The organism is Providencia sp. PROV200 (assembly GCF_049901995.1).
GTDB classification, from domain to species: Bacteria; Pseudomonadota; Gammaproteobacteria; order Enterobacterales; family Enterobacteriaceae; genus Providencia; species Providencia rettgeri_E.
Map to the genome: position 1 here is coordinate 4,213,234 of NZ_CP096307.1, position 12,720 is coordinate 4,225,953.

The 12,720-nt window shown below is 40.4% G+C and carries 12 protein-coding genes; 6 read left to right on the forward strand and 6 right to left on the reverse strand.

Annotated features, from left to right (window positions below; genetic code table 11):
- The first annotated feature begins 456 nt into the window (after nucleotides 1-456).
- The 4 genes from M1E86_RS19570 (at nucleotide 457) to M1E86_RS19585 (ending at nucleotide 4,045) form a co-directional block, all read left to right on the forward strand.
- On the forward strand, nucleotides 457-1,767 hold the full coding sequence (locus tag M1E86_RS19570) for an MFS transporter (RefSeq protein WP_213913787.1): 1,311 nt from the start codon (nucleotides 457-459) through the stop codon (nucleotides 1,765-1,767).
- 44 nt (nucleotides 1,768-1,811) lie between these two features.
- Nucleotides 1,812-2,459 carry an RraA family protein gene (locus M1E86_RS19575; protein ID WP_213913789.1) on the forward strand — a complete coding sequence of 216 codons (648 nt, stop codon included), beginning with the start codon at nucleotides 1,812-1,814 and terminating at the stop codon, nucleotides 2,457-2,459.
- Between the two features lie 9 nt (nucleotides 2,460-2,468).
- Nucleotides 2,469-3,260 carry a carbon-nitrogen hydrolase family protein gene (locus tag M1E86_RS19580; protein WP_213913791.1) on the forward strand — a complete coding sequence of 264 codons (792 nt, stop codon included), beginning with the start codon at nucleotides 2,469-2,471 and terminating at the stop codon, nucleotides 3,258-3,260.
- Between the two features lie 161 nt (nucleotides 3,261-3,421).
- Nucleotides 3,422-4,045, forward strand: coding sequence for a GntR family transcriptional regulator (locus M1E86_RS19585; protein WP_213913793.1), 624 nt, complete (start codon nucleotides 3,422-3,424; stop codon nucleotides 4,043-4,045).
- A 75-nt stretch (nucleotides 4,046-4,120) separates the two neighbouring features.
- Here M1E86_RS19585 and M1E86_RS19590 read toward each other — a convergent pair whose 3' ends face one another.
- The 3 genes from M1E86_RS19590 to M1E86_RS19600 form a co-directional block, all read right to left on the reverse strand.
- Nucleotides 4,121-5,377 (reverse strand): nucleoside permease, encoded by a 1,257-nt coding sequence (locus M1E86_RS19590; RefSeq protein ID WP_125895063.1) that lies wholly within the window; start codon nucleotides 5,375-5,377, stop codon nucleotides 4,121-4,123.
- The gene (locus M1E86_RS19595) at nucleotides 5,374-6,291 is read right to left on the reverse strand and encodes a DMT family transporter (protein ID WP_125895065.1); all 918 of its coding nucleotides are present in this window, start codon (nucleotides 6,289-6,291) and stop codon (nucleotides 5,374-5,376) included. Before M1E86_RS19595 ends, M1E86_RS19590 begins: the two co-directional genes overlap by 4 nt.
- A gap of 68 nt (nucleotides 6,292-6,359) precedes the next feature.
- Nucleotides 6,360-7,178: a purine-nucleoside phosphorylase gene (locus M1E86_RS19600; protein ID WP_213913795.1), complete on the reverse strand. Its 819-nt coding sequence runs from the start codon at nucleotides 7,176-7,178 to the stop codon at nucleotides 6,360-6,362.
- Between the two features lie 297 nt (nucleotides 7,179-7,475).
- On the opposite strand from M1E86_RS19600, the gene M1E86_RS19605 reads away from it, so the two are divergent.
- Both M1E86_RS19605 and thiM read left to right on the forward strand, forming a co-directional pair.
- Complete coding sequence (locus tag M1E86_RS19605) at nucleotides 7,476-8,570, forward strand: ROK family protein (protein WP_319863691.1); 1,095 nt, start codon at nucleotides 7,476-7,478, stop codon at nucleotides 8,568-8,570.
- 77 nt (nucleotides 8,571-8,647) lie between these two features.
- On the forward strand, nucleotides 8,648-9,436 hold the full coding sequence (thiM, locus tag M1E86_RS19610; RefSeq protein WP_213913799.1) for a hydroxyethylthiazole kinase: 789 nt from the start codon (nucleotides 8,648-8,650) through the stop codon (nucleotides 9,434-9,436).
- Between the two features lie 49 nt (nucleotides 9,437-9,485).
- On the opposite strand, the gene M1E86_RS19615 is transcribed toward thiM, so the two are convergent.
- From M1E86_RS19615 to M1E86_RS19625, 3 genes are all read right to left on the reverse strand, one after another.
- Nucleotides 9,486-10,190 carry a lipopolysaccharide core heptose(II) kinase RfaY gene (locus tag M1E86_RS19615; protein WP_426099216.1) on the reverse strand — a complete coding sequence of 235 codons (705 nt, stop codon included), beginning with the start codon at nucleotides 10,188-10,190 and terminating at the stop codon, nucleotides 9,486-9,488.
- Nucleotides 10,191-10,378: 188 nt separating this feature from the next.
- Complete coding sequence (locus tag M1E86_RS19620; RefSeq protein WP_213913802.1) at nucleotides 10,379-11,545, reverse strand: nucleotide sugar dehydrogenase; 1,167 nt, start codon at nucleotides 11,543-11,545, stop codon at nucleotides 10,379-10,381.
- 44 nt (nucleotides 11,546-11,589) lie between these two features.
- A complete protein-coding gene (locus M1E86_RS19625) occupies nucleotides 11,590-12,591 on the reverse strand; it encodes an NAD-dependent epimerase (protein ID WP_213913804.1) in 1,002 nt (333 codons plus the stop codon).
- Nucleotides 12,592-12,720 lie beyond the last annotated feature (129 nt).

Sequence of the window (12,720 nt, forward strand, 5' to 3'; positions counted from 1 at the left end):
AGTAAATACGCGCCTTTAAGCCTCCTACTCAATGAATAGATTCAATTGAATAATCACTCTGTAACGGTTTTAATCTATAAAGAAGCCAACCGATGAAGTAACCTTATTTATCGTTTGGCTTTTCTCTTTGAAAAGATCCTCAAACTAACTCGAAATAGGTACCAATTTTCATGAATTTTGGGCTTATATTCCATAATAACCCTTCGAAGATATTAAAAATTTTTTACCCAAGCCGTATTTGGGGAAAATAGACAACTACCACGATATTAATTATTTTTTCCAAAAATAAGATCTCGCTCATAAATCAATCGAATGTTTTGAGTTCAATCACAGATAACAAAACAGATCTTTGACACTACAGTAACTGCTTATTAACATACATCTTGTATACAAGTTGAATTCAATATAAATACAATAAGGTTGATTACCTCGACAAACCAATAAAAAGGTAACTCTATGTCACATAATGATTCTGTTGTAACACCAGCAACAAAAGACTCACCAGGGCGTTTACGTTGGGGATTAGCAGCAATATTTTTTATTATCGGTCTGATTGCATATATGGACCGCGCCAATATTTCCATTGTTGCCGAACATATGATGACCGATTTAGGAATGAGCAAAGTTCAATTTGGCTTTTTGGGTGCGTTATTTTCACTTGGCTATGCACTTGCCCAAATTCCAAGCGGAATACTTGCAGAACGGTTTGGTAGCAGGCTTATCGCAACCATTAGCCTTTACGTTTGGTCCGCATTCACAATATTAACGGTCGTTGCCCCTACCTATATTTGGCTATGCATCGTACGCTTCCTATTTGGTGTTGGAGAAGCGCCGCTCTATCCTGCGAATGCCGTCTTTAATACATGGTGGTTTCGCCAAAATGAAAAGGCACGGGCGGCTAGTTTCTTACTTGCCGGTTCCTATTTTGGGCCTGTGATTGCCCCTACCCTTACCGTATTTATTATGATTTCATTCGGGTGGCATGCTGTTTTCTATATCTTCGGTGTGATTGGTATTCTTATCGGTATGGTTTGGTATTTCTTTGCCAGAAATAAACCTGAGCAACACCCTAAAATTTCTCAAAATGAAATAGCGTTTATCCAAGGAGGCCGGACAATTAGTGAGCAAGGCGGTTCTGATGTTAAAGCCCCTTGGCGCAAATTTATGAAAGAACGTCCTTTCTGGGCGGTTGGCTTCCAATATTTTTTTGTTGCCTATATGACCACCTTATTTATGATTTGGCTCCCCACCTACTTACAAGAGGCTCGTGGTTTCTCATTAACCGGAATGGGCATTGCTGCCAGCTTTCCTTGGTTAGCAATTTGTATCGCAGTACTCACTGCAGGTTCAATTTCTGATTGGTTACTCAACAAAGGATACTCACAGTTAGTCGCGAGGGGATATATCGCCATTACCGGTTTTATTCTATTTATCGTGGGTATTTGCGGTGCGGCTCAAACTGAAAATGCCATTGCAAGTGTTGCATGGCTCACCCTCGCACTCGGTTCTCTAGGATTGCCAGTTGTGACCTCTTGGGCAATCGCTGCAGATAAGGGCCGCCAATATGCAGGCTCTGTCAGTGGGTGGATGAATTTATGGGGTAATCTCGGTGGTGTTATTTCCCCCATTCTATGCGGCTGGCTTGCACAGCATTTTGGTTGGAACGTCGCTTTACTTTTCAATGTGATACCTATCAGTTTAGCGATTATTTGCTGGTTCTTCATTCAGCCAGATAAACCTTTAGCAGCGGCTGTTAATCCTGACTAATTTTCACCCAAAACACATTATATTCAATAAAGAAAGGTGTCCCTATGTTTACATTAAATCCTCGTGTTGCCTGTTTTAGCCCTGAAATTATCGAAAGTTGCCGTGATGTTTGTCCGTCAACTATCGGACATATGACTGACTTCGGTTTTCTCAAAACATTACGCCCACAAATTGAACAATGCCAATTTATTGGTAATGCTGTGACAGTACGTATTCCACATATGGACTCATCTGCTGTACATAAGGTGTTCGACATCGTGCAAGAAGGCGATGTTGTCTGTATCGATATGTCAGGGGATTATGATCGCGCTTGTTGGGGCGAGATGGTTTCTTATATGGCACGGGCAAAGAAAATTGCAGGCGCGGTTATTGATGGTTGTGTCACCGATATCAAAGCATTACGTGAGATTGGCGTTCCTATTTATGCACGTAAAGTGAGTCCGTTAACAACGCGAATTTTAGGTATTGAAGGCGCAATTAATGTGCCGATTAGTATAGACGGCGTAACGATCCATCCTGGTAATTTAATTATTGCAGATGGCGATGGCATTTTAGTCGCTGATGAAGTGGCTCTGCAAGAGTATCGCCAACGAGCCCTTAATGCTCAACATGCTGAAATTGATGTTAAAAAGCGCATTGATGCTGGTGAAACATTAGCGGCAATTTCAGGTGCTGCGAAATTTTTTGAATAAGGAGGCTCTATGAAGATTGCAATTGCTCAGCTAGCCAGTAGCTCAGATAAAGCTCTAAATTTAAAAAAAGCATGCGAAGCTATACAAAAAGCCGCTCAAGGTGGTGCCGACCTCGTCCTATTGCCGGAAATGTTTATGGCTTTTGTTCCCGCAGATAGTGGTATTAGCTATGCCGATGTTGCAGAGCCTGTCGATGGCCCTTTTGTCTCTCAGTTGGCAAAAGCCGCTCAACAATACGGTATTTATGTGGCCTGTGGCATTTATGAAAGTGCCCCGAATGAGCCGAAAAGAGCTTTCAACACGACAATTATGTTGAACCGCCAAGGTGGGCTTATCTATCACTACCAAAAAACACACCTGTACGATGCCTTTTCATATCAAGAATCCCTTAATATCATTCAAAGTAATAATGAATTAAAACCTGTGGAAACTGAATTTGGCAAAATTGGCGTTTTAGTCTGTTATGAACTGCGTTTCCCAGAAGTTGCTCGAAAACTAACCTTAGCTGGCGCTGACCTTATACTCGTTCCCACAGCATGGGTAAGCGGGCCACTAAAAGAAGAGCATTACCAAACATTAGTTAAAGCACGCGCTTTGGAGAACACGATCCCTGTCTGCGCATGTGACCAAACAGGTAATATTTTTATTGGTCGCAGCCTTGTTTGTGATGCACTTGGCGTAACTATCGCATCTGCTGGCTACGATGAGACACTCTTTTTTGCTGAAATATCGACACAACATACCGCAGAGACACGAGAAAAATTACCTTGTATGCAAAACCGACGCCCTGAGTTGTATTAGTCTAGAAACTGGCAAGGATGCCGGTTTATTCAACAAGTTAAGTCCAATTACCCACCAAAATTTAACAGCATCCTAAATAATATAAAACTAGTGTATTACTTGTATACCAATCTATTCCTTTCTATACTCACTAAAATTTCTATTGTTAACACAAGATCCTGATGAAAGATAAACCACTAAGCCAACAAGCCTATACTGCTATTAAACATAAAATTCTCAGTAAGCAATTTGGAGAAGAAAGTTATACCTCTGAAAATAGCTTAGTTGAGGAACTAGGTATGAGTCGTACTCCAATTCGCGAAGCCTTATATCAATTACAAAATGAAGGCTTAGTCAAAATTATCCCTCGTAAAGGTGTTTTTATTCAGAAACTATCGTTAAAAGAGACCAGAGATAATTATGATTTACGCTTAGCAATTGAGGCCCATGCAATTAAATTAGTTCGTGAATATTTAACTGATGAACATTTTTCTATCTTAAAGGCTATTATTGAACGGCAAGATGAATTATTGAAGGGAAATGACTATCAAGGTTGGATAAAAGAAGATGAACGATTCCACCGTTTTTTCTTGGAATTACTGGATAACTCAGTTTTCTTAGATTTAGCGGATAATATTCGCCAGCGAGTCTATTTTCAGCCTGACCCTATTTATCGCAATGAATATTATTATGAGTCTACACGCCAACATCAGCAATTAGTTGAACAACTCAAAGCAAAAGAATTTACTCTTGCGGAAGAAACACTGACTGAACATATTTTGCGCGGAAAACGTAATTATGTTTAGCGTTAAAGCCACAAAAAAGAGAAAACCAAATTAATGGTTTTCCCTTAAGTTGAAAGTTATTTCTAACGAATCATCTTAGCTAGATTTGGCTTCTTTCAGTACCGCGTTCTTATCGTGGTGATAATGGAACGTAAATTGGAAAATTATTGCTAATACTACGGTATAAGAAGCAAAAACTAACCAAATCATTTGCCAATCTTTAATACCATCCACCGTATAGTAGTCGACAACTAACCCACTTAGTATCGCACCGAAATAGGCACCAACACCGTTAACCATCGTCATAAATAAGCCCTGAGCACTCGCGCGCATACGCGTATCCACTTCTCTTTCAATAAAGATGGAACCTGAAATATTAAAGAAATCAAATGCGCAGCCATAAACAATCATCGACATGATCAAGAACATCAGCCCGATGGCAGACGGGTCACCAAATGCAAAGAAGCCAAATCGGAGTGTCCATGCGAACATACTTAATAACATGACAGTTTTAATACCATAGCGTTTCAAGAAAAATGGAATTGCTAAGATAAAACACACTTCTGCCATTTGAGAAATCGATAATAATATCGATGGATATTGAACCACCAAACTATCTTGATATAGCGGGTTCAGACCAAAGTCATGCAAGAATGGGTTACCGAACGTATTGGTAATTTGTAAAACCGCGCCAAGTAACATAGCGAATAAGAAAAATACCGCCATAATGGGCTTTTTGAATAACACTAAAGCGTCTAAACCGAGCTTACTGATCCAACTACTTGAAATCGCTTTTTTATTCACATCAATTTTTGGCAAAGTTAATGAATAAAGCGCTAAAAGTAATGAGCTACCACCAGCAATATAAAGTTGCATACTACTTAGCTCAAATTTCAGTAAGCTAATACTCCACATTGCAACAATAAAGCCAACCGTACCAAATACCCGAATAGGTGGGAAGTTACTCACGGAGTCGAGCTGATATTGGCTTAATGATGAGTAGCTGATGCTATTTGAAAGCGCAATCGTTGGCATAAAGGCCATTGCATTAATTAACATCACCCAGAACATAACGGTTGAACTCGTGACTGTTGCGGCATAAAACAATGCAGCAGCCCCAATTAAATGACAAATCATATATAAACGATTTGCTGGAATATATTTATCTGCAATGATTCCGATAAGCCCGGGCATTAGAATGGCAGCAATACCCTTTGAGCTATACACCATACCGACTTCTGCACCTGAAAAACTCAATGTTTTCATCATGTAGGAACCGAGTGTGACTAACCAACTTCCCCAAACAAAATATTGCAGGAAAAGCATGATTTTCAAGCGGGATTTAATGTTCATACAAAGCTCCGTTTGGAGTTATATTTATTTGTTTTTATTTTCAACTCAGCAATGGCAACACCCATGAGGATGACAGCAACACCAACAAACTGAATTAATTCAAGGGGTAACTGCAATACTGTCACGGATAATAAAATAGTGACGGGCAGCTGCATTGAGCTAACAATGGTCGCTAAGCTGGTACCGATTAGCGGGGTTCCTTTAGCAAACATCCACATGCCAAAGAAAGAACCAAAGAAAGCCAGAGGTAATCCATATGAGAAAAATAGAGATTGAAACGTTGATGCACTCAGTAAGAATGTTGGCGGAACGACAATTGATGTCAAAATTGCGCCTCCTGTAACCATGATTGCAGAACGCATCATAGGATCTGTTTTAACCGCTAATGCACCGCTGACATAAACACGAATAGCATTTGATAATGCTGCACATAATCCTAATAGCACACCAAGCCAGTGAAATACGATCCCAGAACTATTTAACAAACCTGTCGCTAATACTGTTCCGATTAATATCACCACAACAGATACCATGGTCATCACGGGGGGCATTTGGCGACTAATAAATGCGTTAATTGCAACCCCCATCCATGTAAATTGCAAAAATAAGACAACACCAAGTGCCGGAGACAAATACTGCAATGATGCATAATACAAAAGCCCGGTTAACCCTGTTGTCGTCCCAGTGAGTAACATTAATAGGCCTTGCCTGCGTGTTGGCCATACTAGACGCGCTTTTTTAACCAATGCCCCCGTAACAACAAAGAACCACAGTAAAATCGCACCTAATACTGTCTGGCTACCGATGACATCATTCAAAGAATATCCTGCACGATAAGCCAACACCACAAGCGTTGAAAGAATGCCATAACTACAAGCGCCTAAAGAAACTAAAATCAGACCTTTAAGTTTCATCTCAATATTCACCTTACTTTAGCGTTATGGACATCTTTATATTATTTTGAGAAAAAGAATCTATAAAACTAGAAGCGAGCAATCACGCCAGTCACGAGTTTCAAGAAAGTCGCTTTAACTTTTTCTGCTGTTTCAATAACTTCGTCATGGCTAAGTGGCTGCTCTAAAATACCGCAAGCCATATTGGTTAAACAGGAAATACCGACGGTTTTAATTTGTGAATGGTGAGCAACTAGCGCTTCTGGCACAGTAGACATACCAACAGCATCTGCGCCTAAGGTTCTGATCATACGAATTTCAGCAGGAGTTTCATACGTTGGACCAGTCCACCATGCATAAACACCTTCACGAACAGAAATACCTTGTTCAGCCGCTACATCTTTGATTGTTTGGCGTAATTCTTTGTTATACACCTCACTAACATCTAAGAAACGAACACCTAATTCAGGGTTGTTTGGCCCCATCAATGGATTATTTGCCGTTAAATTAATATGATCGGTAATAATCATCAGGTCACCTGGGTTAAAATCAGTATTTACTGCACCGCAGGCGTTGGTGATAATCAATTTTTCGACACCCAATGCTTTCATCAAACGCACAGGGAAAGTGACTTGGTCAAGGGAAAAGCCTTCGTAGTAGTGAAAACGGCCTTTCATGGCAACCACATTTTTACCTGCGATAGTGCCGATCACCAATTCATTGGCATGTCCTACAGCTTCAGATTTAGCAAAATGAGGAATTTCACTATAAGGAATATGGACGGCATTTTCTAATGTATCTGCGAACGGGCCTAGTCCTGAGCCTAAAATAATCCCCACTGTTGGTTTAATATCTGTGCGAGACTGAATAAAACTCAAGCTTTCTAGAATATCTTTTGTGTGATGCATGGCTGTCTCCAAATTGACATCGACTAAAAATTGTTAAAATCGATCATAAAGCAATTTAAAAACAGAACAGCGATCTTAATCTCATTTTAAGAAAAAGATTTTAGCTATGATGTGTCACAAGAAGCAGAATCTTATGCGTATATTTGCTAGTCTTTAGCGCAAGAATCGGAATGAAAAGGAGTGGGGCGCTTGTTACATACACTATTAAATGAATTTCGCACCTCAAAAAATTCAAAAACACAAAAACTAAAAACTCTTTACCGGTTAATTTTAAACCACAGCCCCATTAGGGCAGAAATGCTAACATCACTTGCTAACATGAAACCTGCAACTTGCGCTCGGTTACTTGATGAATTGGGAAAAAACCACTTAATTTCGACCTCTGAACTCGGGGAGTCAACTGGTGGCCGTAAACCTATCCTCTACAATATTAATGCTGCAGATGGTTACCTGATCGGCATTGAAATGAGTGACATATATTCAACGATTGTTTTACAAAACCTAAAGTTAGATATTTTAGGGATAGTAAAAGTGAAATATGAGCACCAAGAAACCGCAGAAAATATGGTGGACCATCTGCTTAATAAATTAGATGTTTTATTAACTGAACATGGACTTAACGTAAAAAGCTTGCTGGGTATAGGTATCGCTATCGACCATATTTTAGAGCGCGATAAACTGCCATATCATCAATATCACTCACGTATAAAAGAACTTCACGACTATATTTCCAGTAAAGTACCTTGCTTTGTATTACTCGGGAGCGGGATTAGTTTTGCCGCTTTTGCTGAGTATCGTTTACGTTATACTTCTGATAGCCAGCGGTTTTTATTCACAACCTGTGATACTGATATTCGCAGTTGCACCATCATCAACAATCAATACGCTCCGGCTCCCATTAGTACTGCTCAAGCCTTTGGTCATACAACAATTGATATTAATGGCCAACGCTGCGAATGTGGGTCATTTGGCTGTTTAAAGCAATATAGTTCACTGTCTGCAATTAAATCACGCGTGATCCAGCAACTTAGGTTGGGAAAAAGTTCAATAATCAATGAATTAGTTAATGATGAGTCTGAAATTAGTTACCATACTATTTTCCACGCACTGACATTGAACGATGACTTATGTCTCGAAGCACTTGGCGAAGCGGCCTATTATTATGGTATCGCTATCGCTAATGCCATTTTAACGACCCAAGCAGATGTAGTGGTATGTGGTGGAACTCTAACCCCTAAAAATCATTTTTTCGAGATGACCAAAAAGTCTATTGAGGAGAAACTCTCTATTTTTCCTCATATTAAGACACGTATTTATCCCGCCAATGATTCATACGAAATTGTTGCTCAAGGAGCGGGGGGAATGGTCATGGAGAAATACCTCGCTGATTAAGCCGTTCTTCCATTAAAACGGATAGAGTGTAGAATAAATCAACGAATCTATACTCTATCACTAGCAATGAGGGGATCATGTTAGAATTTGAACACATCAGCAACACGACGAAATCACTGGTACTACAGCAACTTGCATCTCAATCCTCTCTGGTTCATTGCATGACAAACGACGTTGTTCAGACCTTCACTGCCAATGTCCTGTTAGCACTCGGCTGCTCACCTGCCATGGTTATTGAGCCTGAAGAAGCGGAGCAGTTTGCCGCTATCGCTCACGGCTTGCTAGTTAATGTCGGCACATTAACCGCAGAGCGACGATATGCGATGAAATGTGCAGTTAACAGTGCGGAGCAGGCGAAAAAACCTTGGGTACTTGACCCAGTTGCCGTAGGTGCACTCAGCTTTCGCACCCATTTTTGCCATGAATTGCTGGCTCTCAAGCCTGCCGCTATTCGCGGTAATGCCTCTGAAATTATGGCATTGGCAGGAAGCAGTGCAGGCGGTAGAGGCGTTGATTCCCTTAACACCACTGATGACGCCCTTCCCGCAGCACAATTATTAGCGAGACAAGCTAAGACTATTGTCGCGATAAGTGGTGAAGTGGATTACATCACCGATGGAACACGCACCTTTGCGGTGTCTGGTGGCCATATTTTAATGACTCGAGTGGTCGGTACGGGGTGTGCTCTTTCTGCGGTGGTTGCTGCATGTTGCACCCTACCGGGTGATAGGCTGCAAAATGTTGCCGCGGCTTGCGCTATCATGAAACAAGCCGGAGAAGCCGCAACCCAGCGTTGCCATGGGACGGGTAGTTTTATCCCTGAGTTTTTAGATGCGCTTTATCAATCGCTTTGTTGTGATCAATAGCTTTTGCTATTTCGATAACTTTGTTGTAATGAAAACTTGGTTTCATTTATTAGAGCCGAGTTTTCTTCCCTCTTACTTTTCTTGACCAATGACGAAAGTTATCTCTGAAACGAATAAATCGATAAACAAAATTTTTGCTATTAGGTTCGATATTGTAAAAACGCTGTAATGCAATTAAATCATTTGCTTTGCAAATAGCAAAATTACCATAGTCTGATAAATCAATAACCTTAAGCCCTTCATTGGTTATAACAAAGTTCCCTGCGTGGATATCATTAGAAGATAAACCATATCTATGTAATTGGTTTATAATGGTTTTCATCTCTGTATAGTAAGGCTTGATATCATCAATTTCAGATAAAACAGTTCCTTCTACATACTCAGCAATAATCCATGTTTCTACTGACTCGCGACCGACCATTTTTTCTGCAACAAAGTAAATATCATTCGTTACAGTGCATCCCTTATTTTGTGCGGTCACCAGACGTTTCAATAAACGTGAATAAAAAGGGCCTGAGATAATACGCATTAACCGTTTTTCAAAACGCTTATCACGTTCTTTCTCACATTTAATAATAAAATTTTGCCCATTGACTTGAATACGGGCAACGCTTCTATCGATATTTCCGCTACTTAAATTCTTACCCGCGATCTTCCCATCAATATAATCATTAACAACTTGCCAAAAATCTATCTCACCTTCTTTTTGAAAGGTGATAAAACCGTCTTTCTGTTTTTTTATTATTTTCTGCATAACAAAATAGCCAATTTTTAATCAATTGGCGGATGCTAACAAATGGAAAACGACATTTCTTAGCGATTATTGCAAAACAGCTCTAAAAGTAGGTAACTTGTGCGCTATGGCACAAAATAGGTGGGGTTATTAGGTTTTAATATACAGAGATAGGTTAGCACGATGCCAACCTACCCCATAAACGCGTTTTAATCGTTACCAAATAAATCGCGGGTATAGACTTTATCGGCGACATCTTCGATCTCAGGTACCATTCTATTTGCTAAGATGATATCGCATTGAGCTTTAAATTCCGCTAAGTCATTGACGACTTTAGAACGGAAAAATTCTGTTTCTTTCATTACGGGTTCATAAACGACAACTTCGATGCCCTTGGCTTTAATACGTTTCATGATGCCTTGCACTGCTGAAGCGCGGAAGTTGTCTGACCCTGCTTTCATCACTAGGCGATAAACACCGACTTTGCGTGGCGCTTTAGCAATAATTGCATCGGAGATAAAGTCTTTGCGGGTACGGTTCGATTCCACAATAGCGTTAATCAAGTTATTCGGCACGTCATCGTAGTTGGCTAACAACTGTTTGGTATCTTTCGGTAAACAATAGCCACCATAACCGAATGAGGGGTTGTTATAATGGTTGCCAATACGTGGGTCTAAAGAGACCCCTTCAATAATTTGGCGGGCATTTAAACCACGGCTTTCTGCATAGGTATCAAGCTCATTAAAGTACGCCACACGCATCGCTAAATAAGTGTTGGCAAACAGTTTAATGGCTTCGGCTTCGGTGCCATCAGTAAATAACACAGGAACGTCTTTTTTAATCGCACCTTCTAGCAATAAGTCCGCAAAAATTTTCGCACGCTCTGAACGCTCGCCCACTACAATACGAGAAGGATGTAAGTTATCCCACAAGGCACGGCCTTCACGTAAAAACTCAGGAGAAAAAATCACGTTGGTATAGCCAAACTCTTCACGTAACCGTGAAGTAAAGCCCACAGGGATCGTGGATTTCACGATAATCGTCGCTTCTGGATTGATTTTATTCACATCATGAATAACAGACTCAACCGATTGAGTATTAAAGTAATTGGTTTTTGGGTCATAGTCGGTTGGTGTCGCCACAATCACATATTGAGCCCCTGTATAGGCCTCAGTTTTATCTTCTGTGGCACGGAAATTGAGGGTCTTTTCCGTTAAAAACTGCTCAATTTCTGCATCAACAATGGGTGATTGATGGTTATTTAACATCGCCACTTTTTCAGGGATGATGTCCACCGCAACCACTTCGTGGTGTTGTGACAGTAACATGGCGTTAGATAAGCCGACGTAGCCGGTTCCTGCAATTGCTATTTTCAAACTTGCCTCTCAAATCCTGCTAAAGATGTTACAGCTTATTGATATTATTGATGATAGTAAGAACGGTACCAATCAACAAATGCCTGAACACCCTGTTCGATAGAAACTTGTGGGCGATAACCTGTCACACTAAACAAGTCTTCCGTATCCGCCCAAGTGGTGTACACATCACCCGCTTGCATAGGCAAAAAGTTTTTAATCGCTTCTTTACCCAGCGCCTTTTCCAGTGCAGAAATAAATTCAATCAACTTAACGGGCTGCCCATTACCGATATTATAGATGCGATATGGCGCGCTACTTTCTGCAGGTGATTCCGAATGATTATTCGGGTTCGCTTGTGGAATTATATCTGAAATACGGATCACACCTTCGACAATATCATCAACAAAAGTGAAATCACGACTGAGATTGCCGTTATTATAGACATCAATAGGCTCGCCCGCCAAAATAGCTTTGGTGAATTTAAATAGAGCCATATCTGGGCGCCCCCAAGGGCCATACACCGTAAAGAAGCGCAGCCCTGTGGTTGGTAGCTGATATAAGTGTGAATAGGAGTGCGCCATTAACTCATTGGCTTTTTTTGTTGCCGCATAGAGGGAAATCGGGTGATCGGTTGCCATGTCAGTGGTAAATGGTGTTTTATCAGTTACGCCGTACACCGAACTTGAAGAGGCGTAGACCAAATGTTTTACTTTTGCTTGGCGACAGCCTTCTAGAATAGCGAGGTGGCCGGTCAAATTACTATCTGCATAAGCAAATGGGTTTTCCAACGAGTAACGGACACCCGCTTGTGCCGCTAGGTGAATAACTCGGTCAAATTGCTCTTGGGTACATAATACCCGAACAGTTTCACGATCAGTAAGGTCAAGATGAATAAAACGAAATAAAGGAAACTGCTCCAGTAAATGTAAACGGGATTGCTTAAGCCCCTGATCATAATACGCATTTAAGTTATCAATCCCGACAACTTCATGGCCATTCTCTAATAAACGTTGGCAAAGCTTAAAACCAATAAAACCTGCACTTCCCGTGACCAAATATTTCATATTCATTGTCTTCTAGCATTAAACTATTCTAAAGCTCGAAATGAGCACCTAATTTCACAGAAAAATTAACTAAAATTAAGACAAAAAAAATAACGAATGGTTTTGTTATTAAGGCAAGAAAGCGTAAAA